Genomic DNA, 25,372 nt, shown 5'->3' with positions numbered 1-25,372 from the left:
TCAGACCGCCGGCTGGTAGTCGCGGAGGAAGACGAAGAGCTGGGTGTCGGGCACGTCGATCTTCACCTTGCTCTTGTCCCAGACCAGCAGGCTCGTCGAGGAGTACAGCGGGGCGAACCAGGCCTGCTCGACGACGTAGGTGTTCAGCTCCTTGAACAGCGCCGCCTGCTCGGCCTCGTCGGCGACGGAGATCTGCCGCATCAGCTTCGAGATCGCCGGATCGTCGACGTGGAAGGGGTTGAACACCCCGCCCGCCGCGAGGAACAGGGAGGCGTCGATCCAGTTCTGGGTGGCGGTGTAGGTGTACATGAACGCCGGGTAGGTGCCCGCCAGGTACTGCTGGGTGATCAGGTTGGTGGACACCGGCTTGTAGACGACCTTGATCCCGATCTGGGCGAGCTGCTGGGCGACGACCGGGTAGAGAGTCGGCACGTAGGCGTTCTCGCTGGGCATCGTGAGCGTGAAGCCGTTCGGGTATCCGGCCTCGGCCAGCAGCCGCTTCGCCTTCGCCGGGTCGTAGGGGTACCTCGAGTTGAGCGCCTCGACGAAGGCAGGGGAGCCCGCCGCGAACATCTGCGTCGTCCGCTTGCCGGACCCGCCGCCGACCGACCTGAGGATGCCCTCGGCGTCGAGGCCGTAGTTGATGGCCTGCCTGACCTTCACCTTCGCCAGCGGCGGGGCGAGCTTGCCCGCACGGTCGACCATCCACATGCCGAGGATGAGCCCGGTCATCTCCTTGAACTGCAGGCCCGCCGCCTTCGCGGCTTTCAGCCCCGACATGGGGATGCCGCCCGAGTCGACCTGGCCGCTGGTGGCCGCCGTGAGCATGGCGTTGGTGTCGGGCAGCGCGTTGACCTGCAGCTTGTCAAAGCCGTACGTGATGGGAAGCTTGTACGTGGGATTGCGCGTGAAGGTGTAGGAGGAGCCGCGCGTAGTCGCGGCGAGGTCGAGCAGGTACGGCCCGCTGCCGATCGGCTGGGTCTTGAGCGTGGCGAACGCCTTCGGGCTGGCGATCATGCCGGGCACCAGGCTCAGGTTGAACAGCAGGCCGGGGTCGGGCTTGTTGAGCTTCAGCACGATCTCGGCCGGGTTGGTGACGTCGACGGACGAGATCGAGGCCAGCGCCGACTGGGTGGGGCCGGTGGTGGCGCGACCACGGTCGAGGTTCGCCTTCACGGCGGCGGCGTCGAGCTTCGAGCCGTCGGAGAAGACGACGTCGGCGCGGAGCTTCATGGTGAGCGTGGTCTTGCCCTTGTCGTACGTCCAGCCGGTGGCCAGCCCGGGCGTGATCGTCAGGTCGGGGTTGAGGGTCGTGAGCGAGGAGTAGACGGCCTGCAGGTAGAGAACCGAGTTGCCGCCCGCACCCATGGCGGGGTCCCAGCTCGACACGTCGGCGGCGGCGGACAGGGTCAGCACACGTTCGCCGGCGGGCGCGGTGGCCGAACCGCCGCCCGAACAGGCCGTGCCAAGGAGGGTGAGGGCGGTGAGGGCGGCGATGGCGGCCGTGCGCCTGGAAACCGGCATGGATCCCCCTGGGGGTGAGGACGTCGAACAAAAACTACCTATCAGTTGGTAGTCTTTTAACACCCTGAGGCATGATGATCGCAACCCCTTCGTAACGTGGAGTTCTCATGCGTGGCAGCACGGGCGGGCCGATGCGGTGGTAGGCGGCGTCGTCCTGGCCCCCGTAGCCCCCGTACGGCACGCCCCTCGACGAGACCGGCACACCGACGACGGTCACGGTCACGGCGACGGTCACGGTCACGGCGACGGTCACGGTCACGGCGACGGTCACGGTCACGGTCACGGCGACGGGCACGGTCACGGCCACGGCGACGGTCACGGTCACGGCCACGGCGACGGCCACGGCGACGGTCACGGTCACGGTCACGGCGACGGCGACGGCGACGGCCACCGGCGGTGCCCGTCGCACGCCCTCCCATGTCCGGATGCCTGCGGACCCCGATGCCACGGGAGCAGTCCTCAAATGCCACGCGAGGACCTCGCGCCAAGAGGGTCTCACGATGCGAGATGCCGCGATGGGCGCTGGCCGGCACGATGCCGCGGGGAGGTCGTCGAGCTTCGGGCGTCGCGAGGGGACCCTTCACGGGCAGGTGGGGTCAGCGTGAGAGGAGGTGTTCATGGCCGGAGATCGTGGCCGGGCCGGACCTGGGGATCGGCAGCGCCTTCGCGGCGCGGACCCTCTGGGCGCCCGGCGTGCGCAGGGACGGGACCGGCCGTTCGGCGGCGAGCCGTACACACCGGCTTACAGGATCGCCATCCCCGGCAGCATGGTTCGGGGTCCGGGCCTACCGGGAATCGACCCTCGAGGCGGCCGGCATGGGAGTTCCCCCGGCGCGGGCGCGACGCCGACGAGCGGTCGGGCCGGCCCTGGCTCGGACCGGCGCCATCAGAAGGGCTCTGTCAGCCGATCCGGCAGCGGGAGCGGCATCCGGTAGGTTACGTCGGCTCGTGGTGCGGCGTGGCACTGGTCTGCGTATGTGTCAGCTTGTGGTTGGGTGTGGCGCTGGTTCGCGTAGCTTGTGGTGCGGCGTGGCGCTGGTCCACGAACGCGTCAGTTTGTGGTGCGGCGTGGCGCTGGTCCGCTCATGCGTCAGTTTCTGGTGCGGTGTCGTACTGGTCCGTGCATGCGTCAGTTTGTGGTGCGGCGTGGCGCCGGTGAGCGCCTGCGTCAGCCACCGCTCGGAGCGGTGTGCACCGGACGGCGTCAGTCCAGGTCTTCGCGCTTGCGGCGCTCGTTGTAGGCCCGCATGCGGGGCGGGTATCCGGTCAGCTGGACGTCGTACACGGGCAGCGCCAGGTCACGCGCCACCTTGCGGATCACCTGCGGCGAGCCCACCCGGCGCCGGGTCCACTCGCCGTCATCGGCGATGGCGACAGCGGTCGTGTCGGTGGCGAAAGTCTCGGGTTCGACGAAGAATTCCACCCCGCGCCGAGACTTGGCGAAAGCGATGAGCGCCTCGATATCGGCGTCGGTCGCTTCACGGTCGAACTTCGCGACCTTGTTTCCCCGCCAGCGCCGCAAGCCGTAGCGATCTCGCCATCTCATGGATCCTTTTTATATCGTTCGGCGCTCGTCTGCGTCGGGGTGTTATCGGGGAGAGATCGGGGTTTCTCCCGATGGATCTCTGGAAGCGCGAAGAGCACGATGGCATCGGAACGCCCATCGACGAAAGGCACGACAGCCATGGCATCGGCACATTCCCCAGCGCCGGCATACAGGGGGCACGGCAAGGTGCCGCCGATGGAGATGCGCGTTACCCACGAGGACCGCGAGCATGTCGTCGAACACGTCAAAGCCGCGTACGCCGAGGGACGGTTCGACAAGTACGAGTTCGAGGAGCGCCTCGACCGGGCCATGACCGCGCGCACCCATGGCGACCTCATGCCCATCATGACCGAGCTGTACGGCCCGCAACGCCACTGGCAGTCGATCGCCGTGCCGACCAGGGCCGTTCCGCGTCCGGCGCCCCGACCGCACGGTGTTCCCGCCGACAGCAACGAACGCCTCGGGGGCGCAGCGGCTCACCTGCTCGCCCTGCCCGGCCTGATCGTCATCGGCCCGCTGATCATGCTGCTCACGGGTGGCAAGACCTCGCCGTACATCCGGCAGCACGCGGTCGAGGCGCTGAACTTCCACCTGACCTTGCTCGGCGCGACGCTCCTGCTGCCGTTCACGATCGTGGGGATCGTCCTGCTGCCGGTGATCTGGGTGGCCGCGTTCGTCCTGGCGATCGTCGGCGGGGTGTCCTCGCTGGCGGAGAACGACTTCCGCTACCCGCTGACGGTCCGCCTCGTGAAGTAGTGATCCAGTAGCGACGCGCGGCCCTGAACCCGGCCCTCAACCCGGCTCTGAACCCGGCCCTGAACCCGGCGTGGACCAGGCATGGACGCGGGGCCGATCCGGTGGCCAGGGGGACGGCCGGACGCAAGGACCATGAGGGGTGACGCCAGGGAAGCATGCGGACGCTCGGGGTGAGGCGGTCGGCGTGGGCAGCGTGAACGGGGGAGACACGGCCGGCCGGACGCAGTGACGCAGGGGCGTATGTGGACGCGGGCCAGTGGGCGTGTGGAGGGTGCCCAGCAAGGCACAGCCGGACGTAAGAGCCATCGGGGTGGTGTCGAGCGAGTCACACGGACGCTGGGGGCGGTCGGCATGTGGAGGGTGCGCGCGAGGAGAGACAGCCGGGTGCTGTGAGACGTCCAGGGGCGTGAGGGCGTCGAGCATGCACGCGGACGGGGGCAGTCAGACGCGGGTGTCACGGGGCGGGGCAGTCGGATGTGCCAGGGGAAGTGACGTGACGGCCAGGCCCAGCAGCCCGACGGCCGCCAGGCGTGGGCGGCGGCGTGTCACGGGGCACGGCAGCTCTGTGTGTGAGGGGTCCGAGGGGGGGACCCGTCGGCCGTGTGGGGGTGTCCGGGGGTGGTGCTGTCGGCCGTGTGAGGGCGTCCGAGGGTGGGGGGCCCGTCGGCCGTGTGAGGGCGTCCGAGGGCGGGGCTGTCGACCGTGTGAGGGTGTCCGACCGCGGGGGCCGTCGCGCGTGGAAGGGTGCCGGGGGACGACGTTGGACGTGCGGGCGGAGACGGTGGACAGCCGGCCAACTGGTTGACGCGCCAGGCGGGTACGAGCCAGAGCGACCACGCCGAGATCGTCGTCTCGACCGGAGACGCGGTCACCAGGGGCGGCCGCCGTGCATGCGCGTGAGGGTGAGTGACAAGGACCCTCAGGTCCACCGCGGCCACCGCCGCGAGGTCCTCTCGGGGTCGTCCTGGCCCGGATGGTCGAAGGGGATGATCAGAGGCCGGAGACGGGATGATCGGAGGCCTGATGGGAGGCCGGATGATCGGAGGTCGGATGGGCCGGTGCCGGATGGACGGAGGTCGGACAGGGGGCGCGGCCGGGTGCCGCCGGTGGGGAATGAGGCGATGGTGCGCCGTCCGGCGGGACCCGGCCGCGAGTCGGTGTCCGAGCGAGCAGACCGCTAGCGCGCGAGAACCTGGTATTTGACGGTCATCACGCCCGACCCCGTGTTCCCGATGGCCGAGAAGGCGGCCTCGGACAGGTCGAGGCAGCGTCCGCCGGTGTACGGCCCGCGGTCGTTGATCCGCACGACGACGTCCTTGCCGTTCGAGGGGTTGATGACGCGGACCTTGCTGCCCAGCGGCAGCGACTTGTGCGCCGCGGTCATCGCCGAGGGGTTGAACCGCTCGCCGCTGGCCGTCATCTGGGGCTCGTCGTAGAACGAGGCGCCGCACCTGCCCGAAGCGATCACGCGGGCCTTCGACCTGGTGGCGACCTTCGCGGACTCGACCGAGGTGGCCTGCTTGGCGGTGCTGTTCTTCTCGCCGTCCGCGGACGATGCGCGGTCCTGGGCGGAGACAGGCGCGCGGTCCGCGGGCACCGCAGGGCGGGAACCCTCTCCTGACACCGCCGCCGACGAGGGAGCGGCGGGGGTGGCGACCAGTGGCGACCCGGACGGCGAGGCGGACGCCGTGGCCGAGGCGCTGGTCACGGACGGCGTGAGCGTCGGAGCTGCGGTGGCGGTGGACTGCGAGGTGGCGGTGGCCTGCGGGGTGGCCGCTGCCTGCCGGGTGTTCGCGGCGGCGAGGCCGGTGGCGGAGGTCTGCGGGGCGTCGCCGGTCGAGACGGCGGCCCAGGCGGTGGTCGAGGCGGCGGCCAGGACGGCGGCGCCCGCCGCGACGGTGGTCGTCCAGCGACGCTTGCCGGGGGCCATGAGACGGCCCAACGGGCGCGTGCGGGACGGCTTGCTCGAATGCTGACCCAAGGGAGACCACGGTCCTAGATCGGGGACAGGACAGGGACCGGCCAGACGGGTGAAGATGGGGGACGCGCGTCGGCCGATCCTGGAGGGAGACGTGTGACGCCTCGCGATGGACCCGAACTTACGTGACAAAGAGTGCTTAAAGGAAACTTAATGGGACATACCGTGAAATATCTCACTTTGCCCATGGAAAGGTTGCCGACGATCGACACTACGCCCTTGATCTTGGGTTTTGTCGGCAACGGCGGGCACCGCACGCGGTCGGTGAAGGGTGGAAGGCGAGTCGCAGACCCGTCCCTGCGCCAGTCCGCGGACGAACGCACCGACGTCACGCACCGACGTCACGACAGCCGCCCTTCACGGGAAGGGGCCGGAAGTGGTCTCCAGGTCGTCGAAGCCCAGGTGTCGTGCGGATCGATCAGGTAACGGGCCGCGACATACCTTCAGGGCCGAGCGTTCATCGTCCTGGTTCACCGAGACGCCCTTCTCCGTCCGCCTGAAGGCGGCGGTGCTCCGTCGAGCAGCACCGCAGAGCCCTCGTGATCGTGACGCCATCGGGGGCCCGTGATCGCGTGCGGCGTCCGGCGCGGCGGGCCACTGGAACCAGCAGTATGGGGCCATCCCGTTGAGGCCGATCCACTGCTGGACTTGTGCGGGTCCGAAGGCCGGTGTCGTCACCCAAGGAAGCCGGTGGCAGGCGCACATGCCGACCTGCGGCACGACACCCTCGGCCCGCGCGCTTTCGAGGAGTGTCGTTCAGGCCTTCCTGCCGGTAGAGCGTCCAGGGCAGGGGAGAGCGACACCTGGACGAACCCGCCCAACGCTCGTCTGGGCCGGGACCGCCGAGAAGATCCGGGAGATCCTGTGCGATCCCGGCCCGCACCCGGGCACCCCGCGCCAAGGGGTCGCACCCTGGTCGGGGCTTACACGCGCAGCTCGGGCGGCAGACCTGTCCAGCGCAGTTCGGCGGGCAGGTGCCCCATGTCGTTGTAGAAGAGGACGGAGGCGGGGCGGTCGGGCGCGTACCGGATGACGGTCAGCGCGGCGTTGCAGTGGTTGAGCCCGAGCCAGCGCCACTTCGGCGCATCGAGGGCGGCACGGACGAGCCAGCCGATGAGGAAGTTGTGCGTGACGACCAGTTCGTGGCGGGTCCCCTCCGTCACCGGACCCGTGAAGACGCGCAGGGCGTGCGCGGCAAGGTCGTCGCCCTCGTCCGCGGGGAACTGCTCCAGAAAGCCCAGGTAACGCTCGGCGGCCTCGGGCGGCAGCTCGTTCTTGTCCGGCCGGTAGGGGACGTAGTCCCCAGCGGCCTCCGACGGGCGCAGGGGCACGCCGGGAAGATGCTCGCCGATCAGACGGGCGGTCTGCGCGGCCCGGGGGAGCGGGCCGTGATGGATGGCGGAGAAAGGGACGTCACGGAGCCGCTCGCCGAGCAACGCGGCCTGGCGGCGGCCGTTCGCGGTGAGGGCCTGTTCGTCAGGAGTGGCCTCACCGTGGCGCGTGAGGTAGAGGTAGCGGGGCATGATTGCGGCCATTATTCCGGAATCCGTCCCCTCGGACGCTATCGACAATGACGCGCGGACACGGACATCTCTGATGAGCGTGGCTCGCCACCACGAACGTCACACCGTCACCGGGGCCAGGTCGGCTTCGTCAGTCGACGCGACTCAGCCACGCGTCCTGCGCGTCGGCCAACGGTCCTGCCGGAGGTAGTGGGACGAAGCGGCACGCGAACTCAAGGCCGGCGTCCTCGCCGTCAGCGCGAACGCGGTGGTGCCAGGCATCAGCGCTGTCCGGACGGGCGGTGAGGTGGAAGAACGTCGTTCGCCGCGGCTGCCCGTCATCGGCACGCGGCCTGTCATCCACCGCGATGGGCCGGACGACGGAAACCGCGGTCAAGCCGGTCTCCTCCTCGACTTCTCGAAGGACGGCCTGCTCCAGGCTTTCGCCAGGCCGGACCCCTCCCGCCGGCACCTGGGTGCCGGCGTCGGGCGCGCCGACGTGATCGAAGACAAGGAGTTCCGGGGTGGACCGATAGCGGATCACGCAGGCGGCGACGCGGATTCGCGGACGAGACATCCCTCCATCATCCCAAAAATGATCTTTGGTGCTTGGCCGGGCCCAAGGGCTGATGGCTCCGTACGGCCTGACGTCATCCACTCGGAACCGCGTCCTGCCGACTCACCAGTGCCAGGCAGGGCCGAGCAGCCCGATCCGGCCGGGACCACGCCGGTCACCCCCGCCGTGGCCAAAACGCCCAGGCCCCGCTGTGGCCAAGGGCGCCCAAGCCCCGCCGTGGCCGAGGCCGCCCAAGCCCTCCTGCGGCCAGGGACGCTCAGGGCCCCGTCTGGCAAGGACGCTCAGGCCTTCTCTGGCAAGGACGCTCAGGTCCCTGTGGGGCCCGGGACGCCCAAGTCCCCCGTGCGTCAAGGACGGCGAAGTCGCACGGCGAGGAAGGACGGCGCCTGCTGCAGCTTCCAGTAGGCCGCCTCGTCGACCTCTCGCAGGCCGGGCACCGGGCGCGGCTCGACGAGCCGTTCCAGGACGAACCCGGCGGCCAGCAGCTCGCCCAGGAACGTCTCCACCGGCATCCGCTGGAAGCGGATCGACAACCCGCTGTCTTGCAGGGGAAGCTCGACCCAGTCATCGGCATAGTAGGAGCCGCCGAAATGGCGCCAGTCGGCGGCCGGGTGGGTCGTCGAGACCACGAGCCATCCTCCTGGCCGCAGCACCCGGCGCAGTTCACGCAGCAACTGCGCGCGACGAGCGACGTGGTGCAGCACCAGCGCGCAGACGGCGCCGTCGAACGACGCGTCATCGGCGAAGTCGAGCGGCTCCTCCAGGTCCTGGAGCAGGAGCTCGGCCTGTTCACCCACCCGTGCCCGCGCGTGACCCAGCAGCGTGCCGCTGCCGTCGACGCCGACCACCTGGGCACCGCGCGCCAGGAGTTCGGCCGCGTAGTGCCCCGCCCCGCAGCCGACGTCGAGGACCTTCGAGCCGGCGACGTCACCGACGAGTTCCAGCGTCGCGGGCCGATCGGTATAGGCGTTGTACGGGCTGATGCCGGCGTGCTCGGCGAAGTAGTCTCCAAGCGCGTCGTGATAGGCGGTCTTCGGGGGCATCAGCACATCATGGCGGCGGCTGTGGCCGACTGCGAACGGTTTAACGTCGATCTCTCGGTCCCGCTCGTGACTCCTGATCCTGGAGCGATCAGGGTGACCCGATGGGATCGCCGAGGGCAGAGGTGCATCGGTCGGTCTCGACGTGGCAGCAGCCGCGCCCGCCTCGGCTGTCTCCCGAGCGGGACGCGCTCGTCGAGCAGATCGCCCAGCGGATCCTGTCCCTCGGCCACGGCAGGCTGCTGGTCGGGATCGACGGCTTCACCGCCTCTGGCAAGACGAGCTTCGGGCATGAGCTGGCGGAGCGGATCAGTGGAGCGGGACGCCCTGTGCTGCGGGCGACCCTTGACGACTTCAAGAAGCCGTGGCGGGACCGGCATCTGTACGACCGGGAGTCGGGTGAGGGCTACTACCGCAACGCCTACGACTACCAGGCGGTCAGGCGGCTCCTGCTCGATCCCTGCCGTTCGCCGGACGCGGTGCTCTGCGCCCTGTGCGGCATCGACCCGCTGACCCAGCGGGAGCACTCGGCGGACACGACACCCGTGGCGACCGACGCCCTGATGAGGTGGCCCGTTCTCGCGTCCCGTCACACTGACCGCCCGAGGGCGCTGTGTCAGGCGACCAGGGCGTCGTGGTGCTGACCGACATGGACAAGGCGCGGCTGGAGCGGAAGCGGCTTCAGTGACGCGGGCGGCCGGCCACCGGCCCGGCGCCGATGGCGTGATGACCGACGGCGATGCCGTGGTGAACGGCGGTGGCGGCGTGCCCAGGCGCATCCGGGCCACGGCGGTCGCCAGAAGTTCGGCGCGAATCCCCGTGAGCCCGCGCCCCTACAGCATCAGCGAGCGGACCGTCTCGACCGTGTCGGCTTCCTCCGCCCTCTTGTCCGGCCGGTAGCGCAGCACGCGGGCGAACCGCAGCGCCATGCCGCCTGGATACCGGGGCGAGCGCTGCACCCCGTCGAAGGCGATCTCCACCACCAGCTCGGGGCGGAGCGCGACCGTCCAGCCGTCGGTGGGACCGTCGGCGATCTCCAGGAAGCGCTCGGTCTGCCAGGCGAGCAGTTCGTCGGTCAGCCCCTTGAACGTCTTGCCCAGCATGACGAACTCGCCGCTGTCAGGGTCGCGCGCGCCCAGATGGAGGTTCGACAGCTTGCCCTCGCGCCGTCCGTGGCCCCACTCGGCGGCCAGGACCACCAGGTCGAGGGTGTGCCGCGGCTTGATCTTGATCCAGCCGGCGCCGCGCCGCCCGGCCGCGTAGGCCGAGGTGAGGGACTTGGCGACCAGGCCCTCGTGGCCCCGCCGTACGACCTCGGTGAAGAACGACCCGGCGGCCGGCAGGTCGCCGGTGACCAGGCGGGGGGTGAGCAGCTCGGCGGGGACGGTGGCGGCCAGCCTCTCCTGGCGCTCGGCGTACGGCAGGTCGAGCAGGTCGGCGCCGTCGACCCGGAGCGCGTCGAAGAAGAACACGCTGAGCGGCGTCCGCGCGCGCAGCTTGGGAACGTCGGTCTTGCTGCTGACCCTGCTCGCGGTCACCTGGAACGGCTCGGGACGGCCGTCGGGGCGCAGCGCGATGACCTCGCCGTCGAGCACCAGGTCGGCGGACGGCAGCGCGAGCATCGCCTCGACCAGCTCGGGCACCTGGTCGGTGATGTCGTCGAGGGTGCGGGTGAAGACCCTGACCTCGTCGCCGGAACGGTGTGCCTGGACGCGGACGCCGTCGAGCTTCCACTCCAGCGCCGCCTGCCCGCCGATCTTCTCCAGCGCGGCGGCGACGCTGGGCGCGCTGCCGGCGAGCATGGGCGCGACCGGGCGGCCCACCTCGAGCTTGAAGGCGCGCAACGCCTCGACGCCGCCCGACAGCGCGGCCGCGCCGACCGCGGGCAGCCAGCCGCGCAACGTGAGCGCCCGCCGTACGTCGGCCGAGGGCGCGCCCGAGGCCTTGGCGACGGCCTCGATCATCACGCCGTCGAGCGCGCCCTGGCGCAGCTCGCCGGACAGCAGGCGCAGCAGGAACGACTGCTCCTGGCTGGTGACGGCGGTGAACAGCTCCTCGACCAGCGCCTTCCGGGCCGCCTGCGAGCCGGGCCCGGAGACGGCCTTGATGCGGGTCAGGAGGGCGTCGATGTCGGTGAGGGTGGCGGTGGCGACGAGCTTGGGCGGCGGAGGGTCCTGCAGCGTGCGCCAGCCGACGCCGATCTGGCGTTGGGGGAGCTCGCCCGACAGGTAGGCGATCGCGATCTCCGCCTCGTCGGCGCCGACCCGGCCGAGGAGCTCGGCCAGGTGGCCGATCTTGCCCAGACGGGCGGAGGTCCTGGCCACGGCCTCGGAGACACGGACGACGTCGATCAGCAGCACACCGCTTATGTTGCCCTACGGAACCGACAAAAGTCGCCCCTGACCTCGTCGCCGCCCGGGCCGACCGCTGGAGGTGCTTCCCGGCGGCAAGCCGGCCGGGCGGCGCGGGGCGGTGGATGCGGGGTGCAGCCGTGGTGGCTCATGCGCAGGGGGCCGGCGGGTGTAGCGCGGCGGGAGCGCGCCTTTGCCGGGACTGCCGGGCGGGGAACCGGCGTGGTCGGCGCGCGGGCGTAGCGAAGAAGGAGGTTACGCGCGCAGGAGAGGGTGGTGGGGTACGGCGGGCCGTACCCCACGCATACTCGGGGTCAGCGCACGCCGAGCAGGTCGACGACGAAGATGAGCGTCTCGCCCGGCTTGATGCGGGCGCCGGCGCCGCGGCTGCCGTAGCCGAGGTGCGGCGGGATGACGAGCTTGCGCCGTCCGCCGACCTTCATGCCCGCCACGCCCTGGTCCCAGCCCGCGATGACGCGCCCGCCACCCAGCGGGAACTCGAACGGCGTGCCGCGGTTCCACGACGCGTCGAACTCCTCACCGGAGGAGAAGGCCACGCCGACGTAGTGCACCTGGACGGTGTGTCCAGACTTGGCCTCGGGGCCGTCCCCCTCGACGATGTCGACGATCTCCAGGTCGGCAGGCGGGTTGCCCTCCGGGAAGTCGATCTCCGGCTTCTCGAGTGCCACGATGTTCTCCTTGATGGATGTCTGGTTGACCCACCGACTCTATGGCAGCGAGCGGCGCACCCTGGCGGTGACGCCGGCGGGGCCTTCGACGGACGTGCCGGTTCCGTGGTGAACTGATCGCATGGCCACGTCGCTGAGCGGACGAGTCGCGGTGATCATCGGCGCGGCGAAGGATGTCGCGGAGACGGTCGCGGCGGCGGGCGCCACCGTCGTCGTGGGCGTCCGCTCGCCGGGTGACAGGCCGGCCGCCGACCTGGTGCTGACGCTGGACCCGGGCGATCCGATGGCGCTGAACGTGCTCGCGACGGCCGTCGAGGAACGCTACGGCCGTATCGACCTGCTGGTGGCCGCCGCGACGGGCGCGACGCAGGCGCCCTTCGAGTCGGTCTCCGCCAGGGCGGAGCGTGATCTCGTCGAGGCGAACTTCACCGGCGTCACCGGGGTGATCAGGCGGTTGCTGCCGCTGATGGGCCGCGGTTCGTCGATCGTCGTGCTGGTGCCGGAGCAGGCCCGCCACGCTCTCGACGCCGCCATGCGGGCGGCGGTCGAGAGCCTGTGCGCGGCGCTGGCGGTGGAACTGGCTCCGCGCGGCGTCGCCGTCAGCGCCGTCACGGAGCCCGCCGCCTACCAGCTCTGGTGCAGCGGCATGCCTTCGGTGTAGCCGGACGAGCTCTGGATGCCGACGACGGCCCGCTCGTGGAACTCCTCCAGCGTCGAGGCGCCCGCGTAGGTGCACGCGGAGCGCAGGCCCGCCACGATGGCGTCGATCTGGTCCTCGACGCTGGGGCGCTGCTGGTCGAGGTACATGCGGGAGGTGGAGATGCCCTCCTCGAACAGCGCCTTGCGGGCCCGCTCGAACGGGCTGTCCTCGGCGGTGCGCAGCCGTACGGCACGCGCGGAGGCCATCCCGAAGTTCTCCTTGTACTTGCGGCCGTCGGCGTCGGTGCGAGCGTCGCCGGGCGACTCGTAGGTGCCGGCGAACCAGGAGCCGATCATGACGTTCGCCGCGCCGGCGGCCAGGGCGAGGGCCACGTCGCGCGGGTGCCGCACCCCTCCGTCGGCCCAGACGTGCCGGCCCAGGCGGCGCGCCTCGGCGGCGCACTCGAGCACGGCGGAGAACTGCGGCCGGCCCACGCCGGTCATCATCCGGGTGGTGCACATCGCGCCGGGGCCGACGCCCACCTTGAGGATGTCGGCGCCGGCCTCGACCAGGTCGCGCACACCCTCGGCCGTCACCACGTTGCCCGCGGCGACGGGCACGCCGGGCTCGAGCGCCCTGACGGCGCGCAGCGCGGAGATCATCTTCTCCTGGTGGCCGTGCGCGGTGTCGACGACGAGGCAGTCGACGCCCGCGTCGAGCAGTTCCTTGGCCTTGGCGGCCACGTCGCCGTTGACGCCGACGGCGGCCGCGACGCGCAGCCTGCCCTGGGCGTCGACCGCGGGCTGGTAGAGGGTGGCGCGCAGCGCGCCGGTGCGGGTCAGGATGCCGACCAGGCGGCCGGAGCCGTCGACGACGGGCGCCAGGCGGTGGCGGCCCTCGTGCAGCATGTCGAACGCCTCGCGCGGGTCGAGCCCCGCCGGCAGCGTGAGCGGCTGCGCCGACATCACCTGCGAGAGCTGGGTGAACATGTCGACGCCGTGGCAGTCGGCCTCGGTGACGACGCCCACCGGGCGGTTGTCCCAGTCGACGATGATGACCGCGCCGTGCGCCCGCTTCGGCAGCAGCGCCAGCGCCTCGCCGACGGTGTCGTGCGGGGTGAGGGTGATCGGGGTGTCGTGCACCAGGTCGCGCTTCTTGACCCAGTCGACGACGTCGGCGACCACGTCGATCGGGATGTCCTGTGGGATGACCGTGAGGCCGCCCCTGCGGGCGACGGTCTCGGCCATGCGACGGCCGGCCACCGCCGTCATGTTCGCGACCACGAGGGGCAGGGTGGTGCCCGTGCCGTCGTTGGTCGACAGGTCGACCGCGAGCCTGGAGCCGATCGAGGACCGCGACGGGACCATGAACACGTCGCTGTAGGTCAGGTCGTATGCCGGCTCGAGTCCGTTGAGAAACTTCACGTTCGTCCATCCTACTTGCCGGAACCGGACAGTCCACGCGGGTGCAGAAGGAGCGCGGCTGCTGGTCACCCAGGGTCTTTCCCCCTTTCGATGGCCATATGATCTGCGGGACGGATCTGGGGGATGGAGGACGCGTTGGACATCGTTGAGCGGTCCGAACTGCTGGTGGTGGGGCTGGCCGTACGCACCACGAACGCCGACGAGATGGACCCGTCGAGGGCGAGGCTGCCGGCGGTGTGGCAGCGGGCGGGTGCGCCGGGGGCTTTCGCGCACGTGCCGGGCCGGCTGGACGAGAACCTGTACGCGGTGCTGACCGACTACGAGAGCGACCACCACGGCGCGTACACGCAGATCGTCGGGGTCGGTGTCAGGACCGTTCCACGACTGCCCGAGGGCATGGTCGCGGTGCGGGTGCCGGCGGGGCAGTCGCTGAAGGCGGAGGCCAGGGGGCCGATGCCGCAGGCGATCATCGAGGCGTGGCAGCGGGTGTGGAAGCACAGCGAGTCGGGCGGCACGCCCGCCAGGTCGTTCACCACCGACCTGGAGGTGCACCACCCGGCGGGCGCCGATCTCTACATCGCGGTCTGACCTGCCGGCGGGCGCCGCGGGGTCATTCGTCGTCGTCGGGCGGGTCCGTGGCCTGCCACGCGGCGACGAGCAGCGGGATCGTGTAATGCGTCACGAACAGCGTCAGCGCCAGCGGCGCCAGCAGGGCCACGGGCACGGTGAAGGTGAGCCGGCCGCCCTCGAAGCTCCAGAGGTTGGCCAGGACGAGCAGCGAGCCGAGCACCAGGCTGGTCGCCCGGTGCGCGGAGGTGAAGGCCCTGCGCCGCTCGGCCAGCTGCCGCTCGTCGAGGAAGCGTTCGGGCAGGTAGAGCACACCCCTGGTGCCCGCGTGGAGCCAGCCGGTCACCGGCAGCCCCGCCAGCAGGCTGATGCCGAACATCGACAGGTAGACGTTGCGGGCCAGGTCGCTCGGCGCGTAGCGGGCGATCACCACCAGCCCCGCCCACAGCAGCACCAGGGCGGCCACCGCGACGGCGACCAGGCGGCGCCGGGCGGGCCTGGTGGCCCACAGCCGGCCGGCGGGCAGGTTCTCCAGGCGCTCGCGACGCTTCTCCCACGTGTCCATCACGACCCCAGCCTGGCGAACGGACGGAGCGAGAAGACGACCTCCACCGGCACCTCGAAATACTCGGCGATCCTCAGGGCGAGGAACAGTGAGGGGCTGTACTCGCCCCGCTCCAGGTAGCCGACCGTCTGGTAGTGGACGCCGAGGGCCGCTGCCAGGTCCTTGCGGGAGATCCCGCGCTCGGCCCTGAGCATCGGGATCCTGTTGTAGACGACCTCGTTCGACACCGGGAATCCTCACCTGTGGGTGACCCTGCGCAACAGCCACGGTGCCAGCACCATACCGGCCAGCGCCCACGCGCCCATCACCGTCGCCGCGGTCCCGAGCTCCCACGTGCCGTGCAGCTCGCCCGCCGCCGAGTCGAAGAAGGCCGCCCGCAGCCCGTGGGCCTGCCAGTAGAGCGGGAAGGCCTGGCCGATCCACTGCACCGCCTCCGGCATCATCCGCAGCGGGACCATCACGCCCGACGCGAGCATCAGCAGCATGGTCGGCAGCCCGATGACCGCCGCCGCGGTCTTCGCGCTCGGCAGCATGGCGCCGATCGCCGTGCCGAGCGGGACCACGGCCAGCGTGCCGAGCGGGAGCACCCACAGCAGCGTCAGCCAGTCGGAGGGCGCGCGCAGGCCGCCGAAGGCGGCCCCGAGGGCCATCATGACCGCCGAGTGCCCCGCGATGTGCAGCAGGAGCGAGAACGCCCTGCCGGTCACGTACACCGGCACGCCCTTCGGGATCGCGCGCAGCCGCAGCAGCGCCCCCTCCTCCCTGTCGGCGGCGATCAGCATCGGCAGCGACATGGTGCCCGCCGAGAACACGGTGAAGGCGATGAAGCCGACCGCCATGAAGGCGCCCATGCCGACCCCGCCGCCGGCGGGGTTGTCGCCGATCCACAGCATCATCAGGACGAACGTCACCATGCCCACGAGCTGGCCGCCCAGCTCCCTGCCGTCCCGCATGATCGAGCCCTGCTCGATGAGGCCACGCCTCACGCCCAGCGCCAACGTGTTCACGCCGCGGTCCTTTCCACCAGGTTGAGGTAGCTCTCTTCGAGGGTCGGGCGCCTGATCTCCAGTCCGGGGACGGGCCCGCCGTACCGCTGGTGCAGCCGCCAGGCCAGCTCGGACGGCTCGGCCGTGTGCTCGGCGCCGTCCCGCCAACGCACCAGCGAGGGCGCCTGTACGGCATGGGCCAGCTCGGCCGGCGTGCCGAACACCGCGATCCGCCCGTCGACCAGGATGGCGATGCGGTCGGCCAGCTTCTCGGCCTCGGCCAGGTCGTGCGTGGTGAGCACGATCGTCGTGTCGAGGCCGCGGATCAGGTCGTGGAACTCCCTGCGCGCCTCCGGGTCGAAGCCTGTGGTCGGCTCGTCGAGGAAGAGCAGCTCGGGCCTTCCGACGATGCCGAGGGCCACGTCGAGCCTGCGCCGCTGGCCGCCGGACAGCCGGCCGACCTGGGCGGCCGCCTGCCGGCTCAGGCCGAGGGCCCGCAGCAGCTCGCCGGTGTCCCACGGGTCGGGGTAGTGGGCGGCGACGTGGTCGAGCAGCGTGGCGACCCGCCAGCGGGGGTGGTCGCGCCAGTCCTGCAGCACCACGCCCAGCCTGGCCCGCCACGCGTCGCCGCCGGTGGCGGGGTCCTGGCCGAGCACCCGCACCTCGCCGCCCGTGCGGCGCCGGAAGCCCTCGAGGATCTCGACCGTGGTCGTCTTCCCGGCGCCGTTGGGGCCGAGGAGCGCGACCGTCTCCCCGCGTCTCACGTCGAGGTCGACGCCGCGCAGGACCTCGCGCGGGCCGTACGACATCCGCAGCCCGCGGACGCTCACCACAGTACTCATGCTCGTGAATGTAGTAGGTCTACTACATTCGACACAAGCTCTATGGCATCGGTGATGCCGCCTGAGGGTCAGAGGCCGAGGGCCGCCATGGCGGAGTCGACGGCGAGCGGGCGCACGACCTCGGCGGGCAGATCGCGGAAGCTCCACGTGCAGTCGGCCAGCCCGCCCAGCGCCACCACGGCCCGCACCTGCGCGGCGAGGGGCGCGTCGACGCCGACGAGCATGGCGCCGAGCCGTTCCCGCCACTCCGACACGATCTCCAGGAGTCCGAGGTCGTTCAGGATCGAGGTCTCGCGCACCGCGACCATGAGGATGTCGCGATGCCTGAAGTGGAAGTCGAAGTAGCCCTCGAGCAGGGACCGGGGCTCGATGTCGGGGCGGGCGGTCGTCTGCTCGAGGAAGATCCTGCCGTCCTCGATCAGCGGCACGATGATGCTGCGCACCAGCTCCTCGCGCGAGGCGAAGTGGTAGTAGAGCGCCGGCTTGGTGATCCCCAGCCGGTCGGCGATCTCCTGGAGGCTGGTCCGCTGCACCCCCTGCGCGATGAACAGCTCTCTGGCCACCTGCTGGATGCGTTCTCTGGTCTTTCCCTGTGCCACGACACCCCAGCTTACTTATCGATCGGTAAACAGCTATGCTTACTTATCGATAAGTAAGGAGACCTGATGAAGATCCTGATCTCCGGAGCGAGCGTCTCCGGCCCCGTGCTGGCCTACTGGCTCAGCCGTTACGGCTTCGCCCCCACCGTCGTCGAGCGGGCGCCCGCCCTGCGCAAGGCGGGCGGCCACGCGGTCGACCTGTTCAAGCCGGCCATGGACATCGTCGAACGCATGGGCGTGGTCGACGCGATCATGGGAAGGAAGACCGGCACCGAGCGGATCACGATGCTCAGGGAGGGTTCCGCCAAACCGGTGACCATCGAGGTGGCCAGGCTGATGGGCGGCATGTCCGACAGACATGTCGAGATCATGCGCGACGACCTCAGCGAGGTCCTCTACGAGGCGACCAGGGACGACGTGGAGTACGTCTTCGGCGACTCCATCACCTCGATCTCCGACGACGGACAGGTCACCTTCGAACGCGGCGAGCCGCGCCGCTTCGACCTGGTGATCGGCGCCGACGGCCTGCACTCCAACGTGCGGCGGCTGGTGTTCGGCCCCGAGTCGCGCTACGCGCACTGGCTCGGCGCCTACATCGCGGTCGCCACCATCCCCAACTACCTCGGCCTCAGCGACCGGATGATCGGCCTGCCCACCGTCGACCGCATGATCGGCGTCTACAGCGCCCGCCAGATGGACGACGCGCGCGCCTTCTTCTTCCTGCGGCCCGCCGAGCAGCTCGACTACCACTACCGCGACACCGCGCGCCAGAAGGAACTGCTGCGCGCCCACTTCACGGGTCTGGGCTGGGACGAGACGCCCAGGCTGCTCGACGAGGTCGACCGCGCCGAGGTGTTCTACTTCGACTCCATCACCCAGCTGCACATGGAGACCTGGTCGCGGGGCCGCGTCACGCTGGTCGGCGACGCCGCCTACTGCCCGGGACCCGCGGTCGGCGGCAGCACCAGCATCGCGGTCGTGGGCGCCTACATCCTGGCGGGCGAACTGGCGGCGGCGAAGGGCGACCACACCCGCGCCTTCGCCGCCTACGAGCGGGAGATGGCCGACTACGTACGGCGCAGCCGCGAGTTCGCCGTCACCGCCGCCAAGCGCCTCATCCCCACCAGCAGGGCGGGGACGTGGGCGCTGGTCAACGGCGCGCGCCTGGTCACCAGCCTGCCCGTCGCCCTCACCAGGGCGGTCACCAGGCGCAGTGGCGCGAACCTCGGCATGCACGACACCTTCGAGCCGAAGGACTACAGCTTCCTCACGCCAGCACGCCCCCCTGCCTGAGCTTGGCCGCCCGCTCGCCGTCCAGGCCCCAGGCCGTCAGGTCCGCCAGCCTGGTGGCCGGGGCGAGATCCGGTGCCGGCACGCCGACCAGCCGGGGCGCCGGCACCGGCTGGACGACCTCGCCCACCCTGGTGAAGGTGCCGCGCGCCGCGTTGTGCGGGTGATCGGGCGCCTCCGCCATGGACAGCACGGGCGAGACGCACGCGTCCGAACCGGCGAAGACCGCCTCCCACTCCGACCTCGTCCGCTCCTTGAAGGCCGCCTCCAGTCGCAGCCGCAGCGCGGGCCACTGGGCCGGGTCGTTCCTGTCGGGCAGGTCGCCGAGCCCCGCCTTCTCCACGAACTCCGCCCAGAACTGCGGCTCCAGCGCACCGAGGGCCATGAAGCCCCCGTCGGCGGTCTCGTAGGTGTCGTAGAACGGGGCTCCCGTGTCCAGCAGGTTGGTGCCGCGCGGCCCCCATCCGGACCGGTAGAACATCGCGAACAGCAGGGCCGCGCCGTCCACCATCGCGGCGTCGACGACCCGGCCCCTGCCGGTCCGCTCGCGCTCGAACAGCGCCAGCAGCACGCCGTAGGCGAGCATGAGGCCGCCGCCGGCGAAGTCGCCGAGGATGTTGATCGGCGGCGTGGGCTTGTCGCCGGCGCGCCCGAGCGTCGACAGCACCCCGGAGATCGCGATGTAGTCGATGTCGTGTCCCGCGGTCGCGGCCAGCGGGCCGTCCTGGCCCCAGCCGGTCATGCGGCCGTAGACGAGGCGCTCGTTGATCGCGTGCAGGTCGGCGGGCCCGATGCCCAGGCGCTCGGCGACGCCGGGCCGGAAGACCTCGATGACCACGTCGGCGTGCGCGGCCAGGTCCCTGAACGCCGCCACGCCCTCCGGTGATTTCAGATCGAGCCCGATGGTGCGCTTGCCCCGGTCCATCACGTCCGTGCGCGGCCGGTCGGAGACGGCCGCCACCCTGTCGACGCGCAGCACCTCGGCCCCGTGGTCGGCGAGCATCATCCCGGCGAAGGGCCCGGGCGCCAGCCCGGCCAGCTCCAGCACCTTCACCCCTGCCAGCGGTCCCTGAGTCATGCTCAAGAACTTTATTCGGTACGGCCGCGCGGCGACAGTCCCAGTAAGATCGTCATGCCGCTCGGTCCGACGGACAGACCCGCACGTTTGTCAGGGGTATGGGAAACTTGCGCCTTATGGCTTCGCAATCCGATCAGCTGATCGCCCACCGCTACCGCCTGGCCAGTGAGCTGGGCAGAGGCGGCATGGGCGTGGTCTGGGAGGGCCACGACACGCTGCTCAACCGGTCGATAGCGGTCAAGGAGGTCTTACTCCCGCCCGAGCTGTCCAAGGCCGACAGGGAGCGCCACCTGATGCGCACCGCCCGCGAGGCGCGTACGGCGGCCAGACTCAACCACCCGAGCGTCGTGGCCGTCTATGACGTCGTGGAGGAGGACGGCCGCCCGTGGATCATCATGGAGCTGGTCCGCGCCCCCGGCCTCGACGAGGTCGTGGCCACCCAGGGCGCGCTGCCCGTCCGGGAGGCCGCCGAGGTCGGCCGCCAGGTGCTGTCGGCGCTGAAGGCCGCCCACGAGGTGGGCATCCTGCACCGCGACGTCAAGCCGAGCAACATCCTGCTGTGCGACGACGGCCGCGCGGTCCTGACCGACTTCGGCATCGCCACCGCCGAGGGTGACAGCTCCCTCACCAGGACCGGCATGGTCACCGGATCGCCCGCCTTCCTCGCCCCCGAGCGGGTGCGCGGCCTCGACGACATCGGCCCGCCCTCCGACCTGTGGTCGCTCGGCGCCACCCTCTACGCCGCGCTCACCGGACGCTCGCCCTTCGACCGCGCCGAGCCGATGGCCACCCTCTCGGCGCTGCTGGGGGAGGAGCCCGACTACCGCAGGATCCCGCCCGCCCTCCACCCCGTGCTGAAAGGGCTGCTGAAGAAGGAGCCGGAGGAGCGGCTGACCGCCGCCGAGGCCGACACGCTGCTCCAGCGGATCATCGAGGAGCAGGCCGCCAAGCAGAACCTCGACGACGATGACGACGACCGTCCCGCCCGGCGCGGCCGCCGTACGACGCTGATGGCGGCCGCGGCGGCGGTGCTGGTGGTCACCGTGGGAGCGGGCGCCTACCTGAAGCTCTCCCCGGACGAGGCGCAGGGCAGCGCGCGCGTGCCGCAGGCCGCCGCCACCCGGCCGGTCGCGGCCACGGGCACCCCCGCCCCCTCGGCGACGCCGTCGGCCACCCCCGCCCCCTCCAGGCGGCCGGTCGCGCTCACCCGCCTGTGGACCTCGCCCGACGGCTGGTCGATCCAGCGGCCGACCCGGTGGAAGGGCGCCCGCGCCCAGGCCTACACGCAGTGGACCCGCCCCGACCGCTCCGCCCATCTCGGCGTCGAGGAGCAGTACGCCACGCTCGACCCGCACCAGATCCTGCGCGACGCGGAGGAGAGCATGACCGCGGCCACGGACGTGCGCACCCTGCGCCGCAAGGCCGTGCAGGGCGCGGTGGAGTGGGAGTTCACCTGGACCGCCGCCCCCGGGCACCCGTGGGCGACGGCGGGCCGGCTCTACCACGAGGTACGGCGGGCGACGGTGGCCGGCGACACGGCGTACGTGGTGTCGTGGACGGTCGCCGACGAGCAGTGGCGCCGCTACGGCAGGATGATGCGCCAGGTGATGGGCAGCTTCACCGCGGCGGGCTGACGGGCGGGCCGCCGACTCTGTCCGCGGGTGGGCGGGAAGGGTCGACGGCCAGGTGTGGTCAGGGGGCGGGCCGCGTCCTAGGGTCGGGCCCATGACTCCCTGGAACCTGCTGGCCCTGGCCCCGCTGCCGCCCGAGGCGATAGGCGGCCTGCTCGCCCCGCTCGGCGAGCGCATCACGCTCGTGACCGCGCGCGACAGGGCCGCGATGGACGCCGCGCTCCCCGAGGCGGAGGTCGTGCTCGGCGACTGGAGCGGCACCCTGGCCATGGACGCCGCCGCGGTCGCCGCCGCCCCGCGCCTGGCCTTCGTCCAGCAGCCGTCCGTCGGAGTCGACGGCCACGACCTGGCCGCGCTGTCGGCGGCCGGGGTGCCGCTGGCCAACACCGCGGGCGTCAGCGCCACCGCGGTGGCCGAATGGTGCGTGGGCGCCGCGCTCGCCATGACCCGCCGCCTGGTCGCCGCCGACGCGGCCGTCCGCGCGGGCCGGTGGCCGCAGCTCGACCTTGGCCCGCGCGAACTGTCGGGCTCCCGGGTCGGCATCGTCGGCTACGGCCCGATCGGCGAGCACTGCGCCCGCCTGTTCGCGGCGTTCGGCTGCGAGGTCTCCCACTGGACGCGCACACCGCGCGCTTCCGGCCACGCCCCGCTCGACGAGGTCGTCGCCACCTCCGACGTGCTGGTCGTGGTGATCGCGCTGTCCGACCAGACGCGCGGACTCGTCGATCCCGCCGCGATGAAGAAGGGCGCGTTCCTCGTCAACGCCGCCCGAGGCGGCGTGGTCGACCAGCGGGCACTGGCCGCGGCGCTGCGCGAGGGGCACCTGGCGGGCGCGGCGCTGGACGTCTTCGACAGCGAGCCCCTGCCGGACGGCGACCCGCTGCGCGGACTGGACGGCCTCCTCCTGTCTCCCCACGTCGCGGGCGTCACGCCCCAGTCCACCGTCCGGCTGATCGCCGCGGTGCTGTCCAACCTGACCGCCGCGCTCGACGGGCGGCCGGTCGCCAACGTGGTCAACGACGCGCCCGCGCGGGTCCGCAGACGCGACGTATCAGGTCAGTAGTGTTTCCGTCGGTTCGCCGTCCGCGTAGGGGTTTCACCTGGGACGCTAGGAAGTTTTCGGGGGTTTAACCACCCCGGCCTGTTCCGAGCTGGATCAGGGAGATACCGTCTTACGGACGATCTCGATCGCAGCTTCTGGGGGTGTTTCTGTGACAACGATGTCGGCCCACCAGCGGGCCGTCGAACAGATCCGGCAGTCCTACGCCGAGATTCCCGAGGGAGCGGCTCCCCGGCTGGCCAAGGCGACCTCCAACCTGTTCAGGTTCCGCGACACGGGCAAGGCCGCCAAGCTGTCGGCCCGCGACCTCGACGAGGTCATCAGCGTCGACCCGGACACGATGACCGCCGAGGTCCAGGGCATGACGACCTACGAGGACCTGGTCGACGCCACCCTGCGCCACGGGCTCATGCCGTACGTCGTCCCGCAGCTGAAGACGATCACCCTCGGGGGCGCCGTCACGGGGCTCGGCATCGAGTCGACCAGCTTCAGGGACGGCCTGCCGCACGAGTCGGTCGAGGAGATGGAGATCCTGACCGGTGACGGCCGCGTCGTGGTCGCTCGCGACGACAACGAGCACCGCGAGCTGTTCCGGGCCTTCCCCAACTCCTACGGCACGCTCGGCTACGCGCTCAGGATCCGCATCAGGCTGAAGAAGGTCCAGCCGTACGTCAGGCTGACGCATCTGCGCTTCACCGACGCGGCCAAATGCATGCTGGCCATGCAGGAGATCTGCGAGCAGATGGTGCACGACGGCGAGCCGGTCGACTTCGTGGACGGGGTGTTCTTCGACCCCACGGAGATGTACATCACGCTCGGCCGCTTCGCCGAGCGCGCGCCGTACACCTCCGACTACACCGGGATGCGCATCTACTACCAGTCGATCAGGAAGCGCGGCCGCGACTGGCTGACGGTGCGCGACTACCTGTGGCGCTGGGACACCGACTGGTTCTGGTGCTCGCGTGCCTTCGGCGTGCAGCAGCCGCTGGTGCGCTCGCTGATGCCGCGCCGGTGGATGCGCTCCGACGTCTACCGCAAGCTGGTCGCCCTCGACCGCAGGTACGGCGTGGTCGCCAGGGTCGACAGGTGGCGCGGCGCTCCCGTCCAGGAGTCGGTCATCCAGGACGTGGAGACCCCGATCGAGCGGGGCGCGGAGTTCCTGGAGTTCTTCCACGCCAAGGTGGGGATGACCCCGGTCTGGATGTGCCCGCTGCGCTCGTCGAGCGCCTGGCCGCTGTACCCGCTCGAGACGGGCAAGCTCTACGTCAACTTCGGCTTCTGGGGCCTGGTCCCGCTGCCGCGCGGACAGTTCGACGGCTACTACAACCGGCTGATCGAGAACGAGGTGCACCATCTCGACGGCCACAAGTCGCTGTACTCGACCTCGTTCTACGCCCGCGAACAGTTCTGGAAGCTGTACAACGGCGATGCTTACTGGCCGGTCAAGCGGGAATACGACCGGAACGGTCGCCTGCTGGACCTGTACGACAAGTGTGTGCGGGGAAGGTGAGAGATGGCTCTCGCGAGCATCTTTGAGAAGATCGTTGGTGCGGACACCAACATCGCGTTCATGGCTTACGACGGCAGCAAGGCCGGTCCCGACGGTGCGGACGTGCGCATCGAGGTGAAGTCTCCCATCGCCGTGGCCTATCTGGCGCAGGCGCCCGGAGAGCTCGGCCTGGCCAGGGCGTACGTGTCGGGGCACATCGACGTCCATGGCGACATGTACACCCTGCTGGACCGGATGTGGAACATCACCACCAACGACCTGACGCTCGGTGAGAAGATCGAGGCCGTCCGGGCGCTGGGTACCAAGCCGCTGCTGATGCGCGTTCCGCCGCCGCCTCAGGAGATGCGCAGGAGCACGCTGGCCAGGCTCGGCTCGCGCCACGCCAAGCAGCGTGACGCCGAGGCGATCCACCATCACTACGACGTCTCCAACCGGTTCTACGAGTGGGTGCTCGGCCCCTCCATGGCCTACACCTGCGCCGTCTTCCCCCGCGAGGACGCCTCGCTGGAGGAGGCGCAGTTCACCAAGTTCGACCTGGTGGCCAGGAAGCTCGACCTCAAGCCGGGCATGCGCCTGCTCGACGTCGGCTGCGGCTGGGGCGGCATGGTGATGCACGCCGCCCGCGAGTACGGCGTCAAGGCGCTCGGCGTCACGCTGTCCAGGCAGCAGGCCGAGTGGGCGCAGAAGGCGATCGTGGACGCGGGGCTGCAGGACCTGGCGGAGGTCCGTTTCATGGACTACCGCGACGTCGCCGAGAGCGACTTCGACGCCGTCAGCTCCATCGGCCTCACCGAGCACATCGGCAAGGAGCAGCTGCCCGGCTACTTCGCCGACCTGTACGGCAAGCTCAGGCCCGGCGGCAGGCTGCTCAACCACTGCATCACCCGCCCGACCAGCACCGAGAAGACGATCAACAAGGGCGGATTCATCAACCGCTACGTCTTCCCCGACGGCGAGCTCGAGTCGGCCGGCTACCTCATCTCGATGATGGAGAACTCCGGCTTCGAGGTCCGTCACGAGGAGAACCTGCGCGAGCACTACGCCCGCACGCTGAAGTTCTGGTGCGACAACCTGGACGACAACTGGGAGGACGCCCTCCAGGAGGTCGGCCAGGGCACCGCGAGGGTGTGGCGGCTCTACATGGCCGGCTGCATCGTCGGCTTCGAGCGCAACAAGGTGCAGCTGCACCAGGTCCTGGGCGTCAAGCTCGACAGGGA

25 protein-coding genes are annotated in these 25,372 nt (G+C 70.8%); 9 read left to right on the top strand and 16 right to left on the bottom strand.

Annotated elements, in window-relative coordinates:
* The 3 genes from ACWDLG_RS43595 to ACWDLG_RS43585 all read right to left on the bottom strand — a co-directional run bounded on the left by ACWDLG_RS43595 (position 1) and on the right by ACWDLG_RS43585 (position 3,070).
* Positions 1-1,524 (bottom strand): ABC transporter substrate-binding protein, encoded by a 1,524-nt coding sequence (locus ACWDLG_RS43595; protein WP_449931311.1) that lies wholly within the window; start codon positions 1,522-1,524, stop codon positions 1-3.
* 34 nt (positions 1,525-1,558) lie between these two features.
* A complete protein-coding gene (locus ACWDLG_RS43590; protein ID WP_449931309.1) occupies positions 1,559-1,933 on the bottom strand; it encodes a hypothetical protein in 375 nt (124 codons plus the stop codon).
* Between the two features lie 795 nt (positions 1,934-2,728).
* Entirely contained in the window at positions 2,729-3,070 is a 342-nt protein-coding gene (locus tag ACWDLG_RS43585; RefSeq protein ID WP_449931307.1) for a hypothetical protein, read from the bottom strand.
* Between the two features lie 195 nt (positions 3,071-3,265).
* Between ACWDLG_RS43585 and ACWDLG_RS43580 the strand changes: the two genes are divergently transcribed.
* Positions 3,266-3,826: a DUF1707 and DUF4870 domain-containing protein gene (locus tag ACWDLG_RS43580; protein WP_354916604.1), complete on the top strand. Its 561-nt coding sequence runs from the start codon at positions 3,266-3,268 to the stop codon at positions 3,824-3,826.
* Positions 3,827-5,003: 1,177 nt separating this feature from the next.
* Here ACWDLG_RS43580 and ACWDLG_RS43575 read toward each other — a convergent pair.
* The 4 genes from ACWDLG_RS43575 to ACWDLG_RS43560 form a co-directional block, all read right to left on the bottom strand.
* On the bottom strand, positions 5,004-5,756 hold the full coding sequence (locus tag ACWDLG_RS43575; protein WP_449931305.1) for a septal ring lytic transglycosylase RlpA family protein: 753 nt from the start codon (positions 5,754-5,756) through the stop codon (positions 5,004-5,006).
* A 971-nt stretch (positions 5,757-6,727) separates the two neighbouring features.
* Positions 6,728-7,327, bottom strand: coding sequence for a histidine phosphatase family protein (locus tag ACWDLG_RS43570; protein WP_449931303.1), 600 nt, complete (start codon positions 7,325-7,327; stop codon positions 6,728-6,730).
* A gap of 130 nt (positions 7,328-7,457) precedes the next feature.
* Complete coding sequence (locus ACWDLG_RS43565) at positions 7,458-7,883, bottom strand: NUDIX hydrolase (RefSeq protein WP_449931301.1); 426 nt, start codon at positions 7,881-7,883, stop codon at positions 7,458-7,460.
* A gap of 347 nt (positions 7,884-8,230) precedes the next feature.
* Positions 8,231-8,926, bottom strand: a complete 696-nt coding sequence (locus ACWDLG_RS43560) for a class I SAM-dependent methyltransferase (protein WP_449931299.1) — start codon at positions 8,924-8,926, stop codon at positions 8,231-8,233.
* A gap of 101 nt (positions 8,927-9,027) precedes the next feature.
* On the opposite strand from ACWDLG_RS43560, the gene ACWDLG_RS43555 reads away from it, so the two are divergent.
* Positions 9,028-9,567, top strand: coding sequence for a hypothetical protein (locus ACWDLG_RS43555; RefSeq protein WP_449931297.1), 540 nt, complete (start codon positions 9,028-9,030; stop codon positions 9,565-9,567).
* 189 nt (positions 9,568-9,756) lie between these two features.
* Here the strand turns inward: ACWDLG_RS43555 and ACWDLG_RS43550 are convergent, their stop codons facing one another.
* Positions 9,757-11,283 carry an ATP-dependent DNA ligase gene (locus tag ACWDLG_RS43550; RefSeq protein WP_449931295.1) on the bottom strand — a complete coding sequence of 509 codons (1,527 nt, stop codon included), beginning with the start codon at positions 11,281-11,283 and terminating at the stop codon, positions 9,757-9,759.
* A gap of 305 nt (positions 11,284-11,588) precedes the next feature.
* Positions 11,589-11,963 (bottom strand): FKBP-type peptidyl-prolyl cis-trans isomerase, encoded by a 375-nt coding sequence (locus ACWDLG_RS43545; RefSeq protein ID WP_449931293.1) that lies wholly within the window; start codon positions 11,961-11,963, stop codon positions 11,589-11,591.
* 121 nt (positions 11,964-12,084) lie between these two features.
* Here ACWDLG_RS43545 and ACWDLG_RS43540 point away from each other — a divergent pair, with 121 nt between their 5' ends.
* Positions 12,085-12,624, top strand: a complete 540-nt coding sequence (locus tag ACWDLG_RS43540) for an SDR family oxidoreductase (RefSeq protein WP_449931291.1) — start codon at positions 12,085-12,087, stop codon at positions 12,622-12,624.
* On the opposite strand, the gene ACWDLG_RS43535 is transcribed toward ACWDLG_RS43540, so the two are convergent.
* Positions 12,588-14,027 (bottom strand): GuaB1 family IMP dehydrogenase-related protein, encoded by a 1,440-nt coding sequence (locus tag ACWDLG_RS43535; RefSeq protein WP_354916618.1) that lies wholly within the window; start codon positions 14,025-14,027, stop codon positions 12,588-12,590. The two genes, ACWDLG_RS43540 and ACWDLG_RS43535, sit on opposite strands and share 37 nt — an antisense overlap.
* A gap of 135 nt (positions 14,028-14,162) precedes the next feature.
* Between ACWDLG_RS43535 and ACWDLG_RS43530 the strand changes: the two genes are divergently transcribed.
* On the top strand, positions 14,163-14,615 hold the full coding sequence (locus ACWDLG_RS43530) for a GyrI-like domain-containing protein (protein ID WP_449931288.1): 453 nt from the start codon (positions 14,163-14,165) through the stop codon (positions 14,613-14,615).
* 22 nt (positions 14,616-14,637) lie between these two features.
* Here the strand turns inward: ACWDLG_RS43530 and ACWDLG_RS43525 are convergent, their stop codons facing one another.
* The 5 genes from ACWDLG_RS43525 to ACWDLG_RS43505 form a co-directional block, all read right to left on the bottom strand.
* Entirely contained in the window at positions 14,638-15,162 is a 525-nt protein-coding gene (locus ACWDLG_RS43525; RefSeq protein ID WP_449931286.1) for a hypothetical protein, read from the bottom strand.
* On the bottom strand, positions 15,159-15,353 hold the full coding sequence (locus ACWDLG_RS43520; RefSeq protein ID WP_354916703.1) for a helix-turn-helix transcriptional regulator: 195 nt from the start codon (positions 15,351-15,353) through the stop codon (positions 15,159-15,161). The genes ACWDLG_RS43525 and ACWDLG_RS43520 overlap by 4 nt, the downstream gene beginning before the upstream one ends.
* Positions 15,354-15,395: 42 nt before the next feature.
* Positions 15,396-16,166 (bottom strand): ABC transporter permease, encoded by a 771-nt coding sequence (locus ACWDLG_RS43515; RefSeq protein ID WP_449931284.1) that lies wholly within the window; start codon positions 16,164-16,166, stop codon positions 15,396-15,398.
* Complete coding sequence (locus ACWDLG_RS43510; protein ID WP_449931282.1) at positions 16,163-16,987, bottom strand: ABC transporter ATP-binding protein; 825 nt, start codon at positions 16,985-16,987, stop codon at positions 16,163-16,165. Before ACWDLG_RS43510 ends, ACWDLG_RS43515 begins: the two co-directional genes overlap by 4 nt.
* A 68-nt stretch (positions 16,988-17,055) precedes the next feature.
* Positions 17,056-17,586 (bottom strand): TetR/AcrR family transcriptional regulator, encoded by a 531-nt coding sequence (locus ACWDLG_RS43505; protein WP_449931280.1) that lies wholly within the window; start codon positions 17,584-17,586, stop codon positions 17,056-17,058.
* A 66-nt stretch (positions 17,587-17,652) separates the two neighbouring features.
* Here ACWDLG_RS43505 and ACWDLG_RS43500 point away from each other — a divergent pair, with 66 nt between their 5' ends.
* Positions 17,653-18,879 carry an FAD-dependent monooxygenase gene (locus ACWDLG_RS43500; protein ID WP_449931278.1) on the top strand — a complete coding sequence of 409 codons (1,227 nt, stop codon included), beginning with the start codon at positions 17,653-17,655 and terminating at the stop codon, positions 18,877-18,879.
* Here the strand turns inward: ACWDLG_RS43500 and ACWDLG_RS43495 are convergent.
* Positions 18,854-19,954 carry a CaiB/BaiF CoA transferase family protein gene (locus ACWDLG_RS43495; RefSeq protein ID WP_449931276.1) on the bottom strand — a complete coding sequence of 367 codons (1,101 nt, stop codon included), beginning with the start codon at positions 19,952-19,954 and terminating at the stop codon, positions 18,854-18,856. The two genes, ACWDLG_RS43500 and ACWDLG_RS43495, sit on opposite strands and share 26 nt — an antisense overlap.
* Positions 19,955-20,070: 116 nt before the next feature.
* On the opposite strand from ACWDLG_RS43495, the gene ACWDLG_RS43490 reads away from it, so the two are divergent.
* From ACWDLG_RS43490 to ACWDLG_RS43475, 4 genes are all read left to right on the top strand, one after another.
* A complete protein-coding gene (locus ACWDLG_RS43490) occupies positions 20,071-21,588 on the top strand; it encodes a protein kinase domain-containing protein (protein WP_449931274.1) in 1,518 nt (505 codons plus the stop codon).
* A gap of 91 nt (positions 21,589-21,679) precedes the next feature.
* Positions 21,680-22,648: an NAD(P)-dependent oxidoreductase gene (locus ACWDLG_RS43485; protein WP_449931272.1), complete on the top strand. Its 969-nt coding sequence runs from the start codon at positions 21,680-21,682 to the stop codon at positions 22,646-22,648.
* Between the two features lie 157 nt (positions 22,649-22,805).
* Positions 22,806-24,155, top strand: coding sequence for an FAD-binding oxidoreductase (locus ACWDLG_RS43480; protein ID WP_449931371.1), 1,350 nt, complete (start codon positions 22,806-22,808; stop codon positions 24,153-24,155).
* 3 nt (positions 24,156-24,158) lie between these two features.
* A partial coding sequence (locus ACWDLG_RS43475) for a class I SAM-dependent methyltransferase (RefSeq protein WP_449931270.1) occupies positions 24,159-25,372 on the top strand: 1,214 nt, incomplete at its 3' end.

The sequence above is a fragment of the Nonomuraea sp. NPDC003727 genome (assembly GCF_053586935.1).
The sequence above is the reverse complement of the archived record's forward strand: the minus strand, read 5'-3'. Positions and strand labels throughout refer to the sequence as shown.